At 63.6% G+C, this 22,553-nt stretch carries 20 protein-coding genes; 11 read left to right on the top strand and 9 right to left on the bottom strand.

Features of this window, described 5'->3' with window-relative positions; translation table 11 throughout:
- Positions 1–6: 6 nt before the first annotated feature.
- Positions 7–438 (bottom strand): L,D-transpeptidase, encoded by a 432-nt coding sequence (locus tag NKI96_RS12890; RefSeq protein WP_023681747.1) that lies wholly within the window; start codon positions 436–438, stop codon positions 7–9.
- 223 nt (positions 439–661) lie between these two features.
- On the opposite strand from NKI96_RS12890, the gene NKI96_RS12895 reads away from it, so the two are divergent.
- The 5 genes from NKI96_RS12895 (at position 662) to NKI96_RS12915 (ending at position 7,297) form a co-directional block, all read left to right on the top strand.
- Positions 662–1,942 (top strand): acetylornithine deacetylase/succinyl-diaminopimelate desuccinylase family protein, encoded by a 1,281-nt coding sequence (locus tag NKI96_RS12895; protein WP_352711547.1) that lies wholly within the window; start codon positions 662–664, stop codon positions 1,940–1,942.
- Positions 1,943–2,063: 121 nt separating this feature from the next.
- Positions 2,064–3,539 (top strand): ABC transporter substrate-binding protein, encoded by a 1,476-nt coding sequence (locus NKI96_RS12900; RefSeq protein ID WP_352711550.1) that lies wholly within the window; start codon positions 2,064–2,066, stop codon positions 3,537–3,539.
- A 325-nt stretch (positions 3,540–3,864) separates the two neighbouring features.
- A complete protein-coding gene (locus NKI96_RS12905) occupies positions 3,865–4,812 on the top strand; it encodes an ABC transporter permease (protein ID WP_023710755.1) in 948 nt (315 codons plus the stop codon).
- Entirely contained in the window at positions 4,809–5,678 is an 870-nt protein-coding gene (locus tag NKI96_RS12910) for an ABC transporter permease (protein ID WP_352711553.1), read from the top strand. Before NKI96_RS12905 ends, NKI96_RS12910 begins: the two co-directional genes overlap by 4 nt.
- On the top strand, positions 5,675–7,297 hold the full coding sequence (locus tag NKI96_RS12915) for an ABC transporter ATP-binding protein (protein WP_352804680.1): 1,623 nt from the start codon (positions 5,675–5,677) through the stop codon (positions 7,295–7,297). The genes NKI96_RS12910 and NKI96_RS12915 overlap by 4 nt, the downstream gene beginning before the upstream one ends.
- A 115-nt stretch (positions 7,298–7,412) precedes the next feature.
- Here the strand turns inward: NKI96_RS12915 and NKI96_RS12920 are convergent, their stop codons facing one another.
- Positions 7,413–7,844, bottom strand: a complete 432-nt coding sequence (locus NKI96_RS12920) for a TerB family tellurite resistance protein (protein ID WP_023688142.1) — start codon at positions 7,842–7,844, stop codon at positions 7,413–7,415.
- 196 nt (positions 7,845–8,040) lie between these two features.
- On the opposite strand from NKI96_RS12920, the gene NKI96_RS12925 reads away from it, so the two are divergent.
- Both NKI96_RS12925 and NKI96_RS12930 read left to right on the top strand, forming a co-directional pair.
- Entirely contained in the window at positions 8,041–8,826 is a 786-nt protein-coding gene (locus NKI96_RS12925; protein ID WP_352543096.1) for a TSUP family transporter, read from the top strand.
- Between the two features lie 52 nt (positions 8,827–8,878).
- The gene (locus tag NKI96_RS12930; protein WP_023670429.1) at positions 8,879–9,049 is read left to right on the top strand and encodes a hypothetical protein; all 171 of its coding nucleotides are present in this window, start codon (positions 8,879–8,881) and stop codon (positions 9,047–9,049) included.
- A 148-nt stretch (positions 9,050–9,197) separates the two neighbouring features.
- On the opposite strand, the gene NKI96_RS12935 is transcribed toward NKI96_RS12930, so the two are convergent.
- Together NKI96_RS12935 and NKI96_RS12940 are read right to left on the bottom strand one after the other, a co-directional pair.
- Positions 9,198–10,673: a cobyric acid synthase gene (locus NKI96_RS12935; protein ID WP_352804683.1), complete on the bottom strand. Its 1,476-nt coding sequence runs from the start codon at positions 10,671–10,673 to the stop codon at positions 9,198–9,200.
- Positions 10,674–10,675: 2 nt separating this feature from the next.
- A complete protein-coding gene (locus NKI96_RS12940; protein WP_023670427.1) occupies positions 10,676–11,284 on the bottom strand; it encodes a dimethylsulfonioproprionate lyase family protein in 609 nt (202 codons plus the stop codon).
- Between the two features lie 149 nt (positions 11,285–11,433).
- Here NKI96_RS12940 and NKI96_RS12945 point away from each other — a divergent pair, with 149 nt between their 5' ends.
- The 3 genes from NKI96_RS12945 (at position 11,434) to mmsB (ending at position 13,941) form a co-directional block, all read left to right on the top strand.
- On the top strand, positions 11,434–12,603 hold the full coding sequence (locus NKI96_RS12945) for an isobutyryl-CoA dehydrogenase (RefSeq protein WP_023725617.1): 1,170 nt from the start codon (positions 11,434–11,436) through the stop codon (positions 12,601–12,603).
- 14 nt (positions 12,604–12,617) lie between these two features.
- On the top strand, positions 12,618–12,986 hold the full coding sequence (locus NKI96_RS12950; RefSeq protein ID WP_023725616.1) for a four helix bundle protein: 369 nt from the start codon (positions 12,618–12,620) through the stop codon (positions 12,984–12,986).
- A 70-nt stretch (positions 12,987–13,056) separates the two neighbouring features.
- Positions 13,057–13,941: a 3-hydroxyisobutyrate dehydrogenase gene (gene mmsB / locus NKI96_RS12955; protein WP_023725615.1), complete on the top strand. Its 885-nt coding sequence runs from the start codon at positions 13,057–13,059 to the stop codon at positions 13,939–13,941.
- A 426-nt stretch (positions 13,942–14,367) separates the two neighbouring features.
- On the opposite strand, the gene NKI96_RS12960 is transcribed toward mmsB, so the two are convergent.
- The 5 genes from NKI96_RS12960 to NKI96_RS12980 form a co-directional block, all read right to left on the bottom strand.
- Complete coding sequence (locus NKI96_RS12960; protein WP_023706071.1) at positions 14,368–15,747, bottom strand: aspartate aminotransferase family protein; 1,380 nt, start codon at positions 15,745–15,747, stop codon at positions 14,368–14,370.
- Positions 15,748–15,799: 52 nt separating this feature from the next.
- On the bottom strand, positions 15,800–15,913 hold the full coding sequence (locus NKI96_RS12965; protein WP_245265757.1) for a capsid protein: 114 nt from the start codon (positions 15,911–15,913) through the stop codon (positions 15,800–15,802).
- 41 nt (positions 15,914–15,954) lie between these two features.
- A complete protein-coding gene (locus tag NKI96_RS12970) occupies positions 15,955–18,024 on the bottom strand; it encodes a prolyl oligopeptidase family serine peptidase (protein ID WP_023821493.1) in 2,070 nt (689 codons plus the stop codon).
- Positions 18,025–18,121: 97 nt separating this feature from the next.
- On the bottom strand, positions 18,122–19,279 hold the full coding sequence (locus NKI96_RS12975; protein WP_352804688.1) for an MFS transporter: 1,158 nt from the start codon (positions 19,277–19,279) through the stop codon (positions 18,122–18,124).
- A gap of 110 nt (positions 19,280–19,389) precedes the next feature.
- On the bottom strand, positions 19,390–20,583 hold the full coding sequence (locus NKI96_RS12980; protein WP_023753423.1) for an MFS transporter: 1,194 nt from the start codon (positions 20,581–20,583) through the stop codon (positions 19,390–19,392).
- Between the two features lie 271 nt (positions 20,584–20,854).
- Between NKI96_RS12980 and NKI96_RS12985 the strand changes: the two genes are divergently transcribed.
- Positions 20,855–22,432 (top strand): trimethylamine methyltransferase family protein, encoded by a 1,578-nt coding sequence (locus NKI96_RS12985; protein ID WP_352543088.1) that lies wholly within the window; start codon positions 20,855–20,857, stop codon positions 22,430–22,432.
- Positions 22,433–22,553: the final 121 nt, after the last annotated feature.

A 22,553-nucleotide genomic window follows, 5' to 3' on the forward strand; every position in this document is an offset into this window, starting at 1 on the left:
AAAGCCTCAGTTCGTCACAACGATCCGCGTATTGCCGAAGCCGACTTCGCGCACCATCGCATAGAACATCGCGGCATTGGCGGTGTGCAGCCGCACGCAGCCATGCGATGCCGGACGCCCTAGCTGCCTGACCGCGCCGGTGCCGTGGATGGCGTAGCCGCCATGGAAGAACACCGAGTAAGGCATTGGCGACATGTGGTATTTTTTCGAATACCACATCCGCGCCGTGCGTTGCGGCCGATAGGTGCCGCGCGGCGTGAAATAGCCGCTGCGCGCGGTCGACACGCTCCAGCGATAAAGCACCTGGCCGTATTGGCTGACGGTCATGGTCTGCGACGAGACGTCGATGCTGGCCACCAGCGAGGCAGCCCTGCTTTCGATGGACGTGCCGAACAGCATCGCAGCAAAAGCAGCTGCCATGAGAACGATTTTAGTCATGAGATCAAACCCCTTTGATGCCCCTTGCCTGCCCTGTCATCACGCGGTTTTTCATCTTTTTAACGACAGGTGAGTGATCTAACACACACTCCTTGATAAATTCGCCAATCTAAAGCAGCGAATTTGAACGATTTTCCCGCCATAGTTGCCGCTGCGACACGAAGTTTCGGCGCCAGTGGCGCGATGCTTGCAAAACCACCCCCTTGCCTGCTCAAATCCGGGAATGAGCGAACGACTCTTCAAAGCGATAGACGCCCGTGTTGATGACCTGGTCGCACTGACCGCCGACCTGATCCGCTTCCCGACCATCAACCCGCCCGGCGAAGCCTATCGCCCCTGCGCCGAATATATCGGTGCGCGCCTAGGCAGGCTTGGCTTCGAAACCGAATTCATCCGCGCCGAAGGCACGCCCGGCGACACCGACCGCTATCCCCGCGTCAATGTCGTCGCCCGCTTCGACGGCCGCTCGCCTGGGGCCTGCGTCCATTTCAACTCGCACATCGATGTGGTCGAAGCCGGCGAAGGCTGGAGCGTCGATCCCTTTGCCGGGGTGGTGAAGGACGGCAAGGTCTACGGCCGCGGCGCCTGCGACATGAAAGGGGGCATGGCCGCCTCGATCATCGCGGCGGAAGCCTTCATGGAGGTATTCCCCGACTTTCCTGGCGCCATCGAAATCTCCGGCACCGTCGATGAAGAGTCCGGCGGCTTCGGCGGCGTCGCCCATCTGGCGAAGCTTGGCTATTTCTCGAAACCCAAGGTCGACCACGTCATCATCCCCGAGCCGCTGAACAAGGACCGCATCTGTCTTGGCCATCGCGGCGTCTGGTGGGCGGAGATCGAGACCAAGGGCGAGATCGCGCATGGCTCGATGCCGTTCCTCGGCGACAATGCGGTGCGCCATATGGGCGCCGTGCTGCAGGCCTTCGAGGATGAACTGTTTCCGGCGCTCGATCGCAAGGTGACGCGCATGCCTGTCGTGCCCGAAGGCGCAAAGCGCTCGACCATGAACATCAACTCGATCCATGGCGGCCAGACCGAGGATTTCCGCCCCGGCCTGCCCTCACCCAACGTGCCCGACGCCTGCCGGCTTACCATCGATCGCCGCTTCCTGCTCGAGGAAGACCTTGCCACGGTCAAGAGCGAGGTGACCGATATCCTCGACCGGCTGAAGCGCGAGCGCAAAAAGTTCGACTACGAGATTCGCGACCTGATGGAGGTGCTGCCGCTGATGACCGAGCGCGACGCGCCGGTGGTCAAGGCGGTGGCGCAAGGCATCATGGCGATCTTCGACCGTGAGCCGGATTATGTCATTTCACCAGGCACTTACGACCAGAAGCACATCGCCCGCATCGGCCACATCTATGATTGCATCGCCTATGGCCCGGGCATTTTGGACCTCGCCCACCGGCCCGACGAATGGGTCGGTATCTCTGATATGGTGGAGTCGGCCAAGGTGATGGCGATCGGGCTGAATGTGCTGCTCAGGGGCACGGCCGCGGACTGAACCATCGGCTTCGCTGAAAAAACATTCCTCCCCGCGCCGCTGCGGAGCACGAAACGCAATTTACTCCACCTCGAAATCACGCTTCTATCGCATCAGGGTTCGAGCATTTGGGAGTTGCACGATGAAATTGTGGAAAACCATTCTTGCCGCCACGGTGCTGGCACTGGCCGGCAGTCAGGCATTTGCCGCACGCACCGACCTGGTGATCGGCATTCCGCTCGAGCCGCCGCATCTCGATCCGACCGCCGGTGCTGCCGCGGCGATCGACGAAGTGCTCTACGCCAACGTCTTCGAGGGCCTGACCCGCATCGGCCCGAATGGCGAAGTGCTGCCCGACCTTGCCGAGAGCTGGGCCATTTCCGACGATGGCAAGGTCTACACCTTCAAGCTGCACACCGGCGTCAAATTCCATGACGGCAGCGATTTCGACGCCGGCGACGTGAAGTTCTCGCTCGACCGCGCCCGTGCCGACAATTCCGTAAACGCGCAAAAGGCCCTGTTCGCCGCCATCGATACGGTCGAAGTCGTCGATCCGACAACGGTCAAGGTGACGCTGAAGAACCCGCAGGGGTCGTTCCTCTACAATCTGGGCTGGGGCGACGCGGTGATCGTGGCGCCGGAGAGCGCCGACACCAACAAGGAAAAGCCCATCGGCACCGGCCCGTTCAAATTCCAGAGCTGGGCCAAGGGCTCGTCGATCACGCTGGTCAAATCCGACAACTACTGGGGCGCTCCGGTATCCCTCGACAAGGCCGAATTCCGCATCGTTCCCGACGCCGCCGCCGCCGTGCCGGCGCTGCTCTCCGGCGACATCCAGGCTTTCCCTTTCTTCGATCCCGACAGCGTCGCGCAGGTCAAGGACGATCCGCGCTTCAAGGTGGTGATCGGCTCGACTGAGGGCGAGACCATTCTGGCGATCAACAACAAGAAGCCGCCTTTCGACAAGCTCGAGGTGCGGCAGGCAATTGCCTTCGCGCTCGACCGCAAGGCGATCATCGACGGCGCCTCGGCCGGCCTCGGCGTGCCGATCGGCTCGCACATGTCGCCGGCCAGCAAGGCCTATGTCGACCTCACCGGCCTCTATCCGCACAATGTCGACAAGGCCAAGGAACTGCTGAAGCAGGCCGGCCTGGAGAACGGCTTCAAGGCGATGCTGAAACTGCCGCCGCCTTCCTATGCGCGGCTTGGCGGCGAGATCATCGCTTCGCAGCTGCGCGATGTCGGCATCGACCTGGAAATCATTCCGGTCGAATGGGCGCAGTGGCTGGACCAGGTGTTCACCAAGAAGGATTACGACCTGACCATCGTCTCCCACACCGAGCCCAACGACATCGATATCTACTCGCGCAAGGACTACTACTTCAACTACGACAACCCCGCCTTCGACAAGATCATCGCCGAGCTGAACCTCACCTCCGACGACGCCAAGCGCAACACGCTGCTCGGCGAAGCACAGAAGATCCTGGCCGACGACGCCGTGGTCGGCTTCCTCTATGAACTGCCGAAGGTCGGCGTCTGGGACGCCAAGCTGCAGGGCCTGTGGGAGAATGCGCCGATCCAGGCGAATGATCTGACCAAGGTGAAGTGGACGGATTGAGGCGGCGGGCCAAAGGGCGGCGTTTGCGCTCCGTCACACCCCCCTCTGCCCTGCCGGGCATCTCCCCCGCAAGGGGGGAGATCGGGCTCTCATCTCCGCTTTCGCCTATCGCGAACGTTGAACGCTGGTCGACGACACAGAACCTGCTGATCTCCCCCCTTGCGGGGGGTGAGGAGTGGTCCGCGCAGCGGACGGAAAGCCAACTGCTTGGCTTTCCGAACAACGAACGCCCGAAGCGACAGCGAAGGGCCGGGTCCGGCAGGACAGAGGGGGGTGGGGGGGAACTCGACTTTCAAGGCGCAGCCGCACCGGGCGCCCCTCCACCATGACCGCCTACCTCCTCAAACGCCTCGCCATCGCCATCGCAACCTTGATCCTGGCCTCGATGGTCGTCTTCGCCGTGCTAGAAATCCTGCCCGGCGATCCGGCGCGGCTGATGCTTGGCCTCAACGCCAGCGCCGAGCAGGTCGAACTCCTGCGCAACCAGATGGGCCTCAACGCGCCGCTTCTCCTGCGCTACCTCCACTGGGTCGGCGGTCTGCTCAGCCTCGATTTCGGCCGCTCCTACACTTATTCAGTGCCGGTCATCGACCTTGTCCGCGAGCGCATGGCGGTTTCCCTGCCGCTGGCGCTGATCGCGCTGGCGCTGTCCACCATCATTGCCATCCCGGTCGGGCTCTATTCCGCCAGCCGGCGCGGGCGGGCCGGCGATACGATCGCCATGGGCGCCGCCCAGCTCGGCGTTGCCATCCCGAACTTCTGGTTCGCGCTGATGCTGATCTACCTCTTTGCCGTCTGGCTGCGGCTGGTGCCGGCCGGCGGCTTTCCCGGCTGGAGCGCCGGCGCCTGGCCGGCGCTGAAATCGCTGCTGCTGCCGGCCATCGCCCTCGCTCTGCCGCAGGCGGCGATCCTGGCGCGCGTTGCCCGCTCGGCGCTGATCGAGGTGCTGAACGAGGACTATATCCGCACCGCCCGCGCCAAGGGCCTGCCTTACCGCGCCGTGCTATGGCGGCACGCGCTGCGCAACGCGATGATCCCGGTTCTGACCATTCTGGGCCTGCAATTCGCCTTCCTGCTCGCCGGCACCATCATTATCGAGAACGTCTTTTATCTCCCCGGCCTCGGACGGCTGGTGTTCCAGGCGATCACTCAGCGCGACCTGATCGTGGTGGAAAGCATCGTCATGCTGCTGGTCGTCGCCGTCATTGCGGTCAACCTCGTCGTCGACGTCTCCTACGCCATCGTCGATCCGCGCCTTCGAGGCCGGCAATGACGCTGCACATCGACATCCCGCAGGAGACGTTGGGCAGCATTCTGGCCAAGGCCTTCCGCAACCGCTCCTTCCTCATCGGCTTCGCCATCACGGTGCTGGTGGCTGCAATAGCGGTCATCTCCTACGTCTGGACGCCCTACGACGTGGCCAAACTGGTGATCTCGGACAAGACGCTGGCGCCCTCTGCGGCGCACTGGTTCGGCACCGATCATTTCGGCCGCGACATCCTGTCGATGATCATGGTCGGCGCCCGCAACTCGATTGCCGTGGCGCTGGTCGCGGTCGGCATCGGCATGGGCGTCGGCGTGCCGCTCGGCGCCTTCGCCGCGGCGCGCGGCGGGTTGGTCGACGAGGCGCTGATGCGGCTGACCGACCTCGTCTTCGCCTTCCCGGCGCTGCTGTCGGCGATCATGATCACCGCCATCTTCGGACCGGGCGCAATCAACGCCATCATCGCCATCGGCATCTTCAACATCCCGGTGTTTGCGCGCGTCGCCCGCGCCGGCGCGCTGGCGATCTGGCCGCGCGAATTCATCCTCGCCGCCCGCGCCGCCGGCAAGAGCAAAGCGCAGATTACAACCGAGCACGTGCTGCCCAACATCGCCACGCTGCTTCTGGTGCAAGGCACCATCCAGTTCGCGCTTGGCATTTTGGCCGAAGCCGGCCTCTCCTATGTCGGCCTCGGCGCCCAGCCGCCAATGCCGAGCTGGGGCCGCATGCTGTTCGACGCTCAGACGCGCATGGTGGTGGCGCCTTGGATGGCCATCTTCCCCGGCATGGCCATCGTCGTCACGGTGCTTGGGCTCAATCTGCTCGGCGACGGCATCGCCGACATACTCGACCCGAAATCGCGGCGGCAGCGATGAGCCTGCTGCAGATGGAGAACCTGTCGCTGGCCATCGGCGACACGCCGATCCTGAAAGGGGTCGACCTCTCCGTCGCGCCCGGCGAGGTGATGGGGCTGGTCGGCGAATCCGGCTCGGGCAAATCGATGACGGCGCTGACCATCATGCAGCTTCTGCCGCATGCTGCGCGCGCCACCGGCCGCGTGACCTTCGACGGCATCGATATTCTGGCCGCAACCGAGGACCAGATGTGCGCGCTGCGCGGCGACGACATCGGCATGGTGTTCCAGGAGCCGATGACGGCGCTCAACCCCGTCAAGACCATCGGCGAGCAGGTCGCCGAAGGCATACGCTGGCACACTAGGGCAAGCCGTGCCGACGCCGAAGACCGCGCGCGCAAAATGCTCGACCGCGTCGGCCTGCCCGAGGCCAAATTCCCGCTGTCGCGCTATCCGCACGAATTGTCGGGCGGCCAGCGCCAGCGCGTCGTCATCGCCATTGCCTGCGCATTGAAACCCAAGCTGCTCATCGCCGACGAGCCGACCACGGCGCTCGACGTGGTGCTGCAGGCGCAGATCCTCGACCTCTTGCGCGGCCTTGTCAGCGAAAACCGCATGGGCCTGCTTCTGATCTCGCACGATCTCGCCGTCGTCACCGAAATGGCCGACCGCATCACCATCCTGCGTCATGGCGAGGTGATGGAAGCCGGCGACACCGCACGCACGCTATCGGAACAGCTGCATCCCTACACGCGCCAGCTGGCGCTGGCCTCCATGCACGTGCCCGCGCGCGCCAAGGTTCACGCCACCGGCCAGGGCAAACCGCTGCTTGAGGTCGAAGGCGTGACACGGGACTATCCGGGCCGGCGCACCTCCCTGTTCAAGTCAGCGGCTCCGATCCGCGCCGTCGACGACGTGTCCTTGTCGCTGGCGCCGGGCCAATCGGTGGCGCTGGTCGGCCGCTCCGGCTGCGGCAAGTCAACGCTTGCCCGCATGATCCTGGCGCTCGACAAATCGACATCGGGAACGATCCGCTTTCGCGGCGAGACCATAACCGGCAAAAGCGAGGCGGAGCTCAAAGCCGCGCGGCGCGACATGCAGGTCGTGTTCCAGGATCCCTACGGCTCTTTCGACCCGCGCCAGAAGGTCGTAAAACTGGTCGCCGAGCCGCTGCATGTACTGGAGACGAAGCCGACACCGGCTGAGCGGCGCGAGATGGTGGCGCATGCGCTGCACGAGGTCGGCCTCGGCACCAGCGACATGGACAAATATCCGCATGAGTTTTCCGGCGGCCAGCGCCAGCGCCTGTCGATCGCCCGCGCCATCATCACTAGGCCGAAGCTGGTCGTCGCCGACGAGCCGGTCTCGGCGCTCGACGTCTCGATCCGCGCCCAGATCCTCGATCTGTTCGCAGAGCTCAACCAGAAGCTCGGCATCGGCTATCTCTTCATCACCCACGATTTGACCGTCGCCCGCGCCATCACCGATGAGGTGCTGGTCATGCATGACGGCAGGATCGTCGAGCGCGGCAAGACCGGTGACGTGCTCGATCATCCGCAGTCGGAGGCGGCCAGGGCGCTGGTCGCGGCTGCGCCCGATCTGCATCGGGCGATCGCTCACCGTATGCAGGAACAGGGGTAAGTGACCGGTTCGCGCAGCGAATTCATCGTGCCAGTGGCACGATGAAAGGTCACAAACGCTGGGACGCTGCGAAGCAGCGGGGACCCGGCTGGGCGGCCGTTGCCCCTGGTCTGCCTCACTCCTCCGGCTTCACCACATCGACCGGGCTGATGTCGAGCAAATCGAGCGTGCGGCGCAACAGCCGCACTTCGCTCTCGGCCAGTTTGGAATCGGCTTTGGCGATCTCCGCCATGTGGAGCGCCAGCAACTTGCGCCGTTCGACATCGAGATCGCGGAACAGCGCAATGGCTTGCGAACCGTTGGTCTCGTAGCCGAAATCATTGAGATATTCGATGACCGCGTCGATGCTGGTTTCCGGGATGCCGAAGGCGTCCTTGCAGATGCGCCGGAAGGCGACCATCTCGCTCTCCGAAACCGAGCCGTCGGCCAGGATCATGCGAAACAGCATCAAGAGCTCCGCCGACAGCACAGGGTCGTCGGCAACCTTGCGCACGCCGGGGTCACCATCGAAGATCGAGCGTATCTGGTCGAGCAATGCCATCGCCAACAGTGTCCCTTTCCCGAGCCCGCCCAGCGCACATGACCCAAAACTGCGCAGCGGTACTGAGATAATGACATGCACCACAGGAAATCCAAGCGCAACGCGCTTGGATGGACGTAGCGCGGAATCGGCCTTGCGCAAACCGGATGGCCATGAGAAGGCGCGGCACCACCTTTCCCGCCGGAATGTTCAGAAAATCCCGATGCTCGACCTCGCCACCCAGACCGTCATCATGCTTGCCTTGGCCGCTTTTGCAGCCGGCTTTGTCGATTCGATAGCCGGCGGCGGCGGGCTGATCACCATCCCGGCCCTGCTGCTTGCCGGCTTCCCGCCGGTCGCAGCACTTGGAACCAACAAGCTGCAGGGCATTTTCGGCACCGCTTCGGCGACCATCCACTACGCCATGAAGGGCCATGTCGATCTGCGCCGACAGCTGCCATCGGCGCTTCTGGCCCTTGCCGGCAGTGCCGTCGGCGCCTTGCTGGCGGCATTCGTGCCGGGTGATCTCCTGCGAGCGCTGCTGCCGCTGCTTTTGATCGCCATCGCGATCTACTTCGCCGTGAAACCCAACATGAACGATGTCGACCGCGCCGAGCGCCTGTCGCACTTCCTGTTCGGGCTGGTCATCGCCCCTTTGGTCGGCTTCTATGACGGGCTGTTCGGGCCGGGAGCCGGCTCCTTCTATATGCTGGCCTTCGTCAGCCTTGCCGGCTTCGGCGTGCTCAAGGCGACGGCACACACCAAGCTGCTCAATTTCGCCTCCAACATTGGCGGCTTCATCGTCTTTGCCGTCGCCGGCGTCGTCTACTGGAAGATCGGGCTGATGATGGGCGTCGCCCAGTTCCTCGGCGCCCGGCTCGGCGCCAGCCTTGCCATCCGCATCGGCGCCCGGCTGATCAAGCCGCTGCTGGTGATCATCTGCCTGTCGCTGGCGGTGAAGCTGCTGGCCGACCCGGCGAACCCATTGCGCCAGCTGATTGGTGTATAAGCCTCACGCCTGATAGAGTGCCGTTGTACGAATCATGTTGGAGGGACCACACATGAATCTTAGTGCACCCACTCAGCTTGTTTTCATCATATCCCTAGTTATCGCCATCATCGGCGTGCTCGCCGCGCTTGGCGTTCTTGCGTTCATTCCTCTGGCTGCGGTGTGGATTGTCCTCATCGCATACATCGTGCTTGCCGCCGCCTGCCTGATGCGCGGCGCCTAGGCACCCGCGACTTCTGCATTCGAAGCGCCCGGTCAAAGCCGGGCGCTTTTGCTTTGGATGCATGGTCTGTTAGGCTCTTCCGCGCGGAAGGATGACCATGAAGCAAAGCGGACGCGCAGACCCGAGGATGGCGAAACGGTGGACGGTCCTACCTTGCTAACCCAAAAATCACATCGCACTCAAGATGGCGCTCCAGCTCGGTGGCGATCTCGTCCAGCGCTTTTTCCACGTCCGCGCGATAGTCGATGCCGCCGCCTTTCACGCCGAGGCTTTCCAGGAATCTCGCCCGGAAAGCGTCGGCGGAAAACAGGCCGTGCAGATAGGTGCCAAAAACCTTGCCGTCGGCGGAAATCGCACCGTCGTCGATGCCGTTGATCACAGCCGACGGCCGCGCCATGTCCGGCCCGGTGGTGCGGCCGAGATGAATTTCGTAGCCCTCGAGCGCCAGGCCGAACGGCACTGAGCGGGCGCTGACATTGCGCACCGTCTTTTCCGGTTCCATTACCGTCTCGATGTCGAGCAGGCCGAGTCCCTCGGCCTCGGTGACACTGCCCTCGATGCCATCGGGATCGCGCACCAGGCGGCCGAGCATCTGGAAACCGCCGCAGATACCGACGACATGGCCGCCGCGTTTGCGGTGCGCGAGGAGATCGCGATCCCAGCCATTCTCGCGGAACTTCATGAGATCGCCGATCGTCGATTTGGAACCGGGAATGACCACCAGGCCGGCATTCTCCGGCAAGCGCTGCCCCGGCGGCACGAACACCACTTCGACCTGCGGTTCGGCCTTGAGCGGATCGAGATCGTCGAAATTGGCGATGCGCGACAGCATCGGCACGGCGACCTTCAACGCCCGCTTCTCGCCCGACGTCAGGCGTTCGAGCACGACCGAATCCTCGGACGGCAATCGCGCCGCCGCCTTCAGCCACGGCACGACGCCAAAGCAGCGCCAGCCGGTGAAGCTTTCGATCGACCGGATGCCGTCGTCGAACAGCGAGACATCGCCGCGGAACTTATTGATGAGGTAGCCGACGATCATGCGCCTGTCTTCCTCCGGCAGGATCAGATGCGTGCCGGCGACCGAAGCGATGACGCCACCGCGGTCGATGTCGCCGACCAGAATCACCGGCACGTCGGCGCGTGTGGCAAAGCCCATATTGGCGATGTCGCGGCTGCGCAGGTTGATTTCGGCCGGCGATCCGGCGCCCTCGACGATGACCAGATCGGCGCCCTCACCGACCTTCGTCCAGGACTCCAGCACGGCGTCCATCAGCCCCGCTTTCATTGTCTGGTAGTCGCGCGCTCGCGCCTCGCCGAACACCTTGCCCTGCACGATCACCTGCGAACCGATGTCGCTCTGGGGTTTGAGCAGCACCGGATTCATATGCACGGTCGGCTGAACACCACACGCCAGCGCTTGCAGCCATTGCCCACGGCCAATCTCGCCGCCGCCGGGGCGGTCGTCGCCCGGAATGTCAGCGACGGCGGCATTGTTCGACATGTTCTGCGGCTTGAACGGCCTGACTTTCAGCCCGCGATTCCTGGCCGCGCGGCAGAGCCCCGCCACCAGCACCGTCTTGCCGACATCCGAACCCGTGCCTTGCAGCATGATCGCCTTGGCCATGCTCAGCCCCTGCCCTGCGCGCCGGAAACGGTCGATTTCTGCGCCAGCGGCCCGCCGCGCCAGATGTAGAGCGCCAGCAACGCTTCGCTGCCGGTGCGCATGGCATGGCTGACATTGGAGGCGTGATGGATAATTTCGCCCGCCTGGCGGGTGTGAAAGCCGCCTTCGCCCATGCGCCACTCGGTGCCGCCGGTCAGCGGAATGTAGATCTCCTCGGCAATGTGATGATGGTCGGGATAGGTGATGCCGGGCCCCAGGATCAGCAATCCGGCCGCGACCTCTTCATTGGCGAAATGGCCGCGCGTGCCAAACACCTCCAGCCAGCCGTATTTTTGCAAGAACGCTTCACCAAAATCGCTCGCGTTGTAGGTCTGCCCCCAGCACAGATCGTCACGACGCTCCGCCAGCAGTTGCACCAGGGGCTGCGGGTCCGGCGGCGCCAGTTCGACAATGCGGTCGAGCAGACCAAGGCAAGGCAGCGGATGCGCTTCGAGCACGCGCGCCGTCATATTCCAGCCGATCCGGGTCACGGCGTCCCGCACCAGCGCGTTGTCCACGCCCCGGAGATAGGCATGGAAGCGGTCGAGCAATTCGTCGAAATATGTCGGCACGCAATGCTCCGTTGATCCATTCATGCACAGCGGCTGCGCGGCGAGCCGGGTTGCGCGGCGGCATCATTGGTCTAGATTGAGCGGCGCGCAAAGCCAAAAACAACAGGCCAGCAAGCCAACCCCAGCTGGGGAAACATAGGGAGCACGCCATGGACGCCGCGGTCGATGCGAGCACCAGTCAGTTCGAACTCAATGAGGAGCAGCGCGCCATCCAGGAGATGGCACAGGCCTTCGCCGCCGATCGCGTTGCGCCCAATGCGCTCGAATGGGACCGGGCAAGACACTTTCCCGCCGATGTAATCCGCGAGACCGGCCCGCTTGGCCTTGGCGGCATCTATGTCAGGGACGATGTCGGCGGCTCGGCGCTCGGCCGGCTCGACGCCGTGCTGATCTTCGAGGCACTGTCGCACGCCGATCCGGCGTTTTCCTCCTTCATCTCGATCCACAATATGGCGGCGTCGATGATCGACCGCTTCGGCGACGACGAGCAGCGCCAACGCTTCCTGCCGAAGCTGACCTCTATGGAATGGCTGGCGAGCTACTGCCTGACCGAGCCGGGCTCAGGCTCGGATGCCGCGGCGCTGACGACGCGCGCGGTGAAGAGCGGCGACGACTATGTGCTTAACGGCGCCAAGCAGTTCATCTCCGGGGCCGGCGACAGCGACCTCTATGTCGTCATGGCGCGCACCGGCGCCGACGGGCCGAAGGGCATTTCCACCTTCGTCGTGCCGAAGGATGCGCCCGGCCTGTCCTTCGGCGCCAACGAGCACAAGATGGGCTGGCACATGCAGTCGACCCGCCAGGTGATCTTCGAGGACTGCAAGGTGCCGGCTGCAAACCTGCTGTCGGGGGAAGGCGCAGGTTTCGGCATCGCCATGGCCGGCCTTGACGGCGGCCGCCTCAACATCGCTGCCTGTTCGCTCGGCGGCGCGCAATCTGCGCTCGACAAGGCGCTGTCCTATACCGCCGAGCGCAAGGCTTTCGGCTCGAAGATCAACCAGTTCCAGGCGCTGCAGTTCAGGTTGGCCGACATGGAGACCGAATTGCAGGCAGCGCGGATCTTTCTCTACGCCGCCGCCTCGAAACTCGACCGCAAGGCGTCGGATGCCGGCAAATGGTCGGCCATGGCCAAGCGCTTCGTCACCGACATCGGCTTCAACGTCGCCAACGAGGCGCTGCAGCTGCATGGCGGTTATGGCTATCTTCATGATTACGGTATCGAAAAACTGGTGCGCGACCTGCGCGTCCACCAGATCCTCGAAGGCACCAACGAGATCATGCGCGTCATCATCGCGCGGGCGTTGATTGGACGGCAGTAGGCAGTAGGCAAAGGATGACCGGCAAGATCAACTCGTACAAGGATCTTATCGTATGGCAGCAGGCGATGGATCTGGCTGTCAGCACCTACTCATTGACCAAGACATGGCCCAAAGAGGAATTGTATGGGCTGACCAGCCAAATCCGCCGTTCAGCAACCTCTATCCCTGCAAACATCGCGGAAGGCTATGGCCGAGACAACCGAGGCTCCTATCAGCAATTTCTCAGGACAGCCCAAGGCTCGCTGAAGGAGTTCGAGACACACCTCCAAATCGCTCAACGCATTGGCGTTGCCACGCATGGGCAAGCTGAGCACCTGCTTCTGGCGGCCGAGGCCATCGGAAAGATGCTTCGCCAACTTGTTATCAAACTCGCACCCGAATAGGTCGCCCTACTGCCTACTGCCTACTGCCTACTGCCTACTGCCTACTGCCTACTCATCATGGAGCACCGCTATGACCACCATCGCCTTCATTGGTCTCGGAAATATGGGCAATCCGATGGCTGCCAATCTCGTCAAGGCGGGGCACGCGGTGCACGGCTTTGACCTGATGCCGGAAAACCTCACCGTCGCCCGCGAGCATGGCGTCATTGTCATGGCGAATGCCGTGGCGGCGGTGAAGGACGCCGATGTCGTGATCACCATGCTTCCCGCCGGCAAGCACGTGCTCTCGGTCTACGAGGACATCGCACCCAAGGCCAAACCAGGCGCCCTGTTCATTGATTCCTCGACCATCGATGTCGAGTCGGCCCGCAAGGCGCATGCCGTAGCAAGGAAGCAAGGGCTGCATTCGATCGACGCCCCCGTCTCCGGCGGCACCGGCGGTGCTGCTGCGGGAACGCTAACCTTCATGGCCGGCGGCGCCAAGGATGCCTTCGCCAAGGCCGAACCGGTCCTGAAGCCGATGGCAGGCCGCATCGTCCATTGCGGCGACGACGGCGCCGGTCAGGCAGCCAAAATCTGCAACAACATGATGCTCGGCATTTCGATGATCGGCGTCGCAGAGGCCTTCGTGCTGGCCGAAAAGCTCGGCCTCTCGCATCAGGCCCTGTTCGACGTTGCCTCGACCTCGTCGGGCCAGTGCTGGTCGCTGACCACCTACTGCCCGGTGCCGGGTCCCGTGCCGGCCTCACCCGCCAACCGCGACTACAAACCGGGCTTTGCCGCGGCACTCATGCTGAAGGACCTGAAACTGGCGCAGGAAGCCGCCCAAAGCGCCGGCGCGGTGACGCCGATGGGGGCCGAAGCGGCCCAGCTTTATGCGCTGTTCAACGCCCAGGGAAATGGCGGCGACGATTTTTCCGGCATCATAAATTTCCTTCGCGGCAGTTCTCTATAAGTTTCGAAATTTGGCAGCACTTTTCTCGATTTTTATTGCGCGGAAAAATTGCAAATTTAGATTTGCTTAAGCTCTCGATAACCCGGCGGTAACGATGTGCCTATATAACGGATGGCGAGGCGGACACATCGCATCCGCCCGGCGCTCCGGATCAGGTCTCGCGTACCGGAGCCCGTAAGTTTCGCAAGTGTATTGTTGGCGAAATGCCATGCGTATCTGGCAAAGCCGCGTTCCGATGGAGCGCGGTTTTTTGCGTTTTGCAGTCCTATACTGTTCGGTCTGAATTATATTCCGATTGCAGCGTTCGGAATTGCCTGATGGTCTTCATTGACCAGCACGATCGGTGCGCTGACCCCTTCGACCCTGACGATAAGCAGGCGCACAGTCCGGGCGCCCTGATTGCAAGGCGTCCGGCTGTCGTTCCATCTACTTCTTGCGCAAATCCGCTTGCGCCAGATCCAGCGCTTTGGCGATGCGATCGCAAGCCATGTCGATCGTCGCGCGGGTCCAGATCAGCGGCGGCGACAGGATCATCGTGTCGCCGGTGGCGCGCAGCATCAGGCCTTGCGCGATGGCGTGGTCGCGGACGGTGACGGCGGCACTGCCCGCCGGCAGGAAGCGCTCCTTGGTCGCCTTGTCCTTGACGATCTCGACCGCTCCCATCAGCCCGATCGATCGCACCTCGCCGACCAGTTCGTGGCCGGCAATGCGCTCCTGCAGCGCCTGGGCGAAGTAAGGTCCAGTGTCGTTCCTGACCCTGTCGACTAGGCCTTCTCGCTCCATGATCTCGAGATTCTTCAGCGCCACCGCGCACGCCACCGGGTGACCCGAATAGGTATAGCCGTGGTAGAATTCGCCGCCCTTTTCGACCAGCGTCGCCGCGATACGGTCGCCGACCAGCAGCGCCGACAGCGGCTGATAGCCCGAGGTCAGTGCCTTGGCCGTGGTGATGGTGTCCGGCTCGATGCCGAAGGTCTGCGCCGCAAACCATTCGCCGGTGCGGCCATAGCCGGTGATGACCTCGTCCAGCATCAAAAGCACATCGTATTTGCGGCAGATGCGCTGCACTTCCGGCCAATAGCTCATCGGCGGTATTTTCACCCCGCCCGCTCCCATCACCGGCTCGCCGATGAAGGCGGCGACCTTGTCGGCGCCGGCCTCCAGAATGGCATCCTCGACCGCCTTGGCCGCGCGCAGGCCGAAATCATGGTCGCTTTCGCCAGGCAGCGCCAACTCATAGGCATAGGGCATCATCACATGGACGATGTTGGGAACCGCCCCGCCGAGCTGCTTGTGCATCAAATCCATGCCGCCGAGCGACGTGCCGGCGACGGTCGAGCCGTGATAGGCCGACTTGCGCGAGATGATGCGGTTCTTCTCCGGTTTGCCTTCCAGCACCCAATAGTGGCGCACGAGCCGCAGCGCCGTGTCGTTGGCCTCCGAGCCGGAGGAGCCGTAAAACACCTGGGCGATGCCCTTGGGCGCCAGCTCGGCCAGCTTCTTCGACAGCAGCACGGGCGTCGGCGTCGAGCATTTGAAGAAGGAATTATAGTAGGGCAATTCCTTCATCTGCGCGTAAGCGGCGTCGGCCAACTCGTCGCGGCCATAGCCGACATTGACGCACCACAGCCCGGCCATGCCGTCGAGTATTTCGGTGCCGTCGGCATCGTAGATGAACGGGCCGTTGGCGTGGGTGATGATGCGCGAGCCGGTCTCGCGCAATTCCTTGTGGTCGGTGAAGGGATGCAGATGATGCGCGGCGTCAATCTGCTGAAGCTGCTTCAGCGAATAGTTCTGGTAAGTCATGGGTTTGCTCTTTCCTCTGGAATCAAACCGGCAAGCTGCCGGGGCGACTTCGTCAGAGGACGGCGGGCGGCGAATAGCCGATGCGGGCGCACAGCCTGAGCAGTTCGGCGCGCAGCGTGCGCGGCGACGGTGTCACCGCGACCCCGAAGGCGCCGGATGTGCTCATGTAGACCATGGCGGCAGTCTATGCCGCCCGAGGCCCGGAATTCAAGCGGTGCCGCTCAATACCCTTTGCAGGAACACGTATTTCATGGCGGTTTGCGCCGCTTGCGGCCGGCGGTCGCCGCGCCCGCCATGGCCGCCTTCCGTCTCCTCGAAGAACAACGTCTTGCCGTGACCTGCTTCCTGTAGCTTCGCCGCCATCTTGCGGGCATGGCCGGGATGGACGCGGTCGTCGGCGGTTGATGTCGTGAGCAGCACCGGGGGATAGACGGCATCGGCCGAGACATGATGGTACGGCGAATAGGCGGCGAGCCACTTGGCTTCTTCCGGTTTTGCCGGATCACCATATTCGCCGATCCACGAGGCGCCTGGCGGCAGTTCGGTGTAGCGCAGCATGTCGAGCAGCGGCACCTCGATGATGACGGCGCCGAACAGTTCGGGATGCTGCGTCAGGGAAACGCCGGTAAGCAGGCCGCCATTCGAGCCGCCCTGGATGCCGAGGGAAGCAGCGGTGGCGATGCCGCGCCTGACGACGTCCTGCGCCACCGCGGCGAAATCGTCGAAGGCAGTCTGGCGATTGCCCTTCAGCGCCGCCTGATGCCAGGCCGGCCCAAACTCACCGCCGCCGCGAATGCAGGCCTGCACATAGGCATTGCCCTTCTCCAGCCACAGCCTGCCGCGCACGCCGGCATAGCCGGGCAGCAGCGGTATTTCGAAGCCGCCATAACCATAGAGAAGCGCCGGTACCGGACCCTTCTGGTCGCGCCGCCTGACGACGAAATACGGGATCATGGTGCCGTCCTTCGAGCGCGCCTCGAACTGTTCCGAGACCAGCGGCGCGGCGTCGAACCGCGCCGGCTGCGATTTCACGGTGGCCAGCGTCACTCCGTCATCGTCCGACCAGATGATCGAACTCGGCGTCAGGAAATCGGTGAAGGAGAAGGAGACGCTGGAACCGAAATGCTCGGCATGCGCGATGCCGACATTGCCGTTCTCGGGCAGCGCCACCGGCTTCAGCGACCAGCGGTCGCCGCTGCGCTCGGCGACAACGACCTTGCCGCGCACATTGTCCATCAGATTGATGAACAGCCGGTCCTGAGTGCAGGCAATGCCGGCGACCGAAACACGGTGCGCTGGCGCGAGCATGGTTTCAACAGGGCCCAGGTCGCCGGTGTCGATCCAGTGTTCGAAATCGAAGGAATAGAGGCCGTCCGGCAAGCACTCAGTGCCGCCCGGCGCCGTCCATGGGCTGCGCACCCCGAACACGAACCGGCCCTTGAACAGCGCGGTGTCGGTGACATCGTCCGGCAGCGGGATGCGCCGGTTTTCGCCCGACGGCAGGCGCAGAAAACTGTGCGAGGAGAAGAAGGCGATCGTGCGGGCCAGAAACAAATACTGCCTGTCGCCATCATGCTCGACCCCCGCGCCGGCCGCGAGATCCTGCTTCTCGGCCTCGAAGATCGGCGTCGCCTCCTCCAACCGGGTGCCGCGCTTCCACAGTTTGACGACGCGCGGATAACCGGACTGGGTCTTGTCGTCTTCATTGAAGGCAGCCGAGACAATGACCGTGTCCTTGTCCAGCCAGGAAAAGCCGGATTTCGAGGCGGGAGCGCGGAAGCCGCCCTCGATGAATGATTTGGTCTCGATGTCGAATTCGCGCATCTCGCTGGCATCGCCGCCATCCGGCGACATCGCCACCAGGCAAAGGTTGAAATCGGGGTAAAGGCGGCTGGCGCCGCTGAACACCCACTTCACCCCCTCCTTGGCCGACAGCACGTCGAAGTCGATGATCGTCTCCCACACAGGCTTCTCGGTCTTGTAGGAAGCGACCGTCGTGCGGCGCCAGAGGCCGAGCACATTGGTCTTGTCCTGCCAGAAATTATAGACTTGGCCGTTGAGCGCGGCACCGACCGCAATGTTGTCCTCGGCCGTCATCAGGTCGAGCGCCGTCTCGAAGGCCGCCTGGTAGGACGGATCGCCCTGTAGTTCGGCCACGGTGATCTCGTTCTGGCGATGCACCCAGTCGAGCGATTCCTTGCTGGTCCGGTCCTCCAGCCAGAGGAACTTGTCCTCCACGGTGGCATCCGTCTGGCGTTTTGTCGTCGATTGGGTCACGCATGGTCTCCAGGCTAGTGGCGGGCAGCCCTGCCTACATCGCGTTGCAAGCGGTTCTATTCAAGATGGTACGTCAGGTCATCGGGGGAATGCGGCCTCAAACCATCCGCCGGCGCAGGACCGTGGCCACAGCCAGTGCCAGACAAATCGTGCCCAGCGTGATCGGCAGGCCGGAGGCGCCGATCACATCCATGACGCCACCCGCCAGCGGCGGCACCACGATGCCGCCGACGCCCCACATCAGGGAGAAGGCGGCATTGCCGGCGACCAGCGCCGAGCCGGTAAAGCGCTCGCCGAGCTCGATGATCGACATGGTGTAGATGCCATAGGAGACCGCGCCCCAGATAAAGACGCAAGGCCAGATCAGCGGCGTCTCGATGAGCAGCGGCAACAGGGCGCAGCCCAGCACCGTCACCACGACGCAGATGAATCGCACCAGCCGCGCCGTCAGCCGTTCCGCCAGCAAGCCGAGCGGCACCTGCATGGCGATGTTGCCTGCGATCATCACCGACAGCAGCGCCGACATGCGCGCTTCCGCGATGCCATGGTGCGTGCCGTAGACCGGCAGCAGCGCCAGCACGCCCTGTTCGAAACCGGCGGCAACGACCACCGCCGACAGCAGTAGCCATGCCAGGGGCATGAAGCCCATGACCGAAACCCTGTGCCCGGCTTCGTCGACCTTCGGCAGTCGCGGCAGCACCAGCGCCAGGCAGGCGCCGCAGAAGATGAAGGCGGCGATCCCCACCAGGAATGGCGGCCATCCCACGGTGCCGACCGCGAGCAGGCAGAGCGGCCCGGCAGCGAAGCCGGCCGAGATGATGGTTGAATAGACACCCATGACGCGACCGCGGCGCGATGGCGGCGCCAGTGCAATGACCCAGATTTCGCTCAAGACATAGAGCGGATTGGTCACCACCCCGATCAAGAAGCGCAGCGGAAACCACAGATAGACATTCTGCGTCCAGCCGATCAGCGCAAGCACAATAGCCGAAAACGCCGCGCAGGTAAGCGCGGTGCGCCCTGCCCCGAACCGGCGCGCCAGTGCCGGGATCAGCGGCGACGAGACAATGAAGCCGATCGGCGTCATTGCCGCCGAGAGCCCGATGATGGCCGGCGAAACGCCCTGGCGTTGCAGGATGAAGCTCAGCAGCGGATAGGACAGGCCTTGCGCGATGGCGAACACCGAGACGGTCGCGATCACGCCGCTGATCGCCGCCCACTGCATCTTCTCGTTGTCAGCTTCCGCCAGGTTCATCATTGGCACCTAAACCAGGCTCAGGACTAGCTTTTCTGTCCGACGCGGGTAAGCCCCGCCCCGGGAAAAACCGTTTGCTCCAGACAAGGCCTGTCATGAGTTTGGGCCTGTCAGGAGTTTTTGGGCCTGTCAGGAGTTTGGCGCTTGAACGATCGGTAAAGCGCGAAGCTCACCAGCAGCGCGTCGAGTCCGGCGATCACCACCGGCAGACCGAGCGGACCGATGGTCTGCATCAAGGCACCGGCGCCAGGCGGGCCGACAATGCCGCCGGCGCCCCACATCAATGCGAAGGCGGCGTTGCCGGCGACCAGCACGGTTCCCCTGAAGCGGCTGCCGAGCTCCACCAGCGCCATGGTGTAGACGCCGTAGCCAACAGCGCCCATGACGAGAAGGACGAGCCAGATCGCCGGCGTCGTGATCAGCAACGGCAGCAAAACCGCGCAGGTCGTTGTCGCCAACGCACAGAAGATGATCATCGCCCGCCCGCCGAAACGCTCGGCCAGCAGGCCGAGCGGGATCTGCAGGAAGATGTTTCCCAGCGACAGTGCCATCACCAGGGCCGCCAGCGTCCTTTCGGGCAGGCCATAGGCGGCACCGAAGACCGGCATCAAAGCGTAGGTGCCCTGCTGGACCGCCGCCGAAACCAGCACGGCAAACAACAGCGCCGGCGCCAGCCTGGCGAAACCGAAAAAGCCGCCGGGCAATTGGCCGTCATCCTCGAAGCCGGCGAGGCTTGACGAAACAGCACGAAGGATCGCGGCGCACAGGATGAAGCCGGCCATGCCGACCAGGAAAGGAACCCAGCCCGATATCCCTACCGCGGTCAGGACCAAAGGCCCCGCAGCATAGCCAGCGCCCAGCACGGTGTTGAATGCCCCCATCACCCTGCCGCGGCGCGACGGCGGCGCCAGCGACAGCGCCCATACTTCGCCCAGTATATAGAGCGGGTTGATGACGATACCGATGATGAAGCGGATGACGAACCAGCCCACCCAGTCCTGCAGGTAGCCGATGCCGAGGAAGCACAGCGCCCCAATCAATGAGCAACCCACAGCCAGGTTGCGCGCGCCGACCAGCCGAATGGCTGCCGGCACGAACGAGGCCGAAAGGATCAGGCCAAGCGGCATCATCGCTGCCGACAAGCCGATCAGCGCCGGCGACATGCCTTGCTTCTGCATCAGCAGCGTAAACAGCGGCGAGCTCAGCCCTTGCGCCGCACCGAACATCGCGAGGGCGGCAGTTACGCCGGCAAGCGCCGCCCATTGCGTCCCCGCTTCGCCATCGCTCGAACCGGTCGCAGCCATGATGCCTTCCACATGAATTGCCGGCCCATCCAGCGGCAAACCACTGAGCTAGCGGTTCGATTTAGGGAAAGGAAGGGCCGCGCCTGAAATCCCCTTGCGCCAAGAGCCGCAGTGGGCGCGTCCTGTCCGCTAATCCCCGGCAAGGTTGTCAACTATCGGACTGCCGTTCGGGCATGTCGCTTCCCTCGTCCTAGTGGTCGCCGCCTCCGCAATGGCCGGACAGCCGCCGGTCCATTATGCCGCCCGCTACCAGCATCGTACGAGGACCATCATGACCGCCGCCCTGCATCCAGCCGAACCGCCTTTGGCAACCGACCGGGCCCGTCGCGGTGGCCGTGCGGGCAAGCGCGCCGGCGGCTCGGCCGCCTTCGAACAGCCGGCTTTTCGGCAACTGAGAAATCCGCTAACGCCGACCAAGCTGGTCTCTGACGACGAGCTGGAATCGATCCACCTCGCCTCGCTGCGCGTCTTGAGGGAAATAGGCGTCGACGTGCTGCATGACGAAGCGCGCCGCATGATGAAGGAAAACGGCGCCGATGTCCGCGAGGGCAGCGAGCGCGTGCGCTTCGACAGCGACATGATCCTCGATCTCATCTCCAACTGCCCGTCGGAATTCACGCTCCATGCCCGCAACCCGGCGCACAATGTGCGCTTCGGCGGCAACAATGTGATCCTGTCGATGATGGCGTCGGCACCGAACTGCTCCGACCTCGATCGCGGCCGCCGTCCGGGCAACCAGCAGGACTACCGCAACTTCCTGCGTCTGGCGCAGATGCACAACATCCTGAACTGCACCGGCGGTTATCCGGTCGAGCCGACCGACATCCATCCTTCCGTGCGCCACCTCGAATGCATCCGCGACCTCGCCACGCTGACCGACAAGGTGTTCCACATCTATTCGCTCGGCAAGGAGCGCAATGTCGACGGCATCGAGATCGCCAGGATCGCCCGCGGCATCAGCCATGAGCAGATGCTCGAAGAGCCGTCCGTCTTCACCATCATCAACACCAATTCGCCGCTGAAACTGGATGTGCCGATGATGGAAGGCATCATCCAGATGTCGAGCAAGGGTCAGGTCGTCGTCATCACGCCCTTCACCCTGTCCGGCGCGATGGCGCCGGTGACCATCGCCGGTGCGCTGGTGCAGCAAAATGCCGAGGCGCTGTCCGGCATCGCCTTTGCCCAGATGGTGAGAAAGGGCGCGCCGGTTGGCTATGGCGGCTTCACCTCGAATGTCGACATGAAGTCGGGCTCGCCGGCCTTCGGCACGCCTGAATATATGAAGGCGCAGCTTGTCGGCGGCCAGCTTGCCCGCCGTTACAAGATCCCCTACCGCACCTCCAATACCTGCGCCGCCAACACGGTCGACGCGCAGGCAGCCTATGAAAGTGTGTTCTCGCTGTGGGGCGCCATCCAGGGCGGCGGCAATCTGATGATGCACGGCGCCGGCTGGCTCGAAGGCGGCCTGCGCTGTTCCTACGAGAAGACCATCCTGGACATCGACCTGTTGCAGATGGTGGCCGAGTTCCTCACCCCGCTCGACCTGTCCGACGAAGCGCTCGGCTTCGACGCCATCCAGTCGGTCGGCCCCGGCGGCCATTTCTTCGGCACCCAGCACACGCAGGACCGCTACAAGACAGCCTTCTACTCGCCCATCCTCTCCGACTGGCGCAATTTCGAGACCTGGGCCGAAGCCGGATCGCCGACCGCGCTGGAAAAGGCCAACAAGGTCTGGAAGGAGCGGCTGGCATCCTACGAGGAACCCTATATGGACCCGGCAATTCGCGAAGAGCTCAACGACTTCGTCGAAAAGCGCACGTCCGAAGGCGGCGCGCCGACCGATTTTTGATCAATGTTGTTGATGAACAGTCGAGGGGCGGGCCCCCCCGCCACGGCGGAGCACCCCCCCCCCCCCCCCCCCCGCCGCGCCAAGCGACCGCGCCGAAAAGACGCGAGCAAAAAAGTGGGGG

The organism is Mesorhizobium sp. M0292, from assembly GCF_040321695.1.
In the GTDB taxonomy this organism is placed as follows: Bacteria; Pseudomonadota; Alphaproteobacteria; order Rhizobiales; family Rhizobiaceae; genus Mesorhizobium.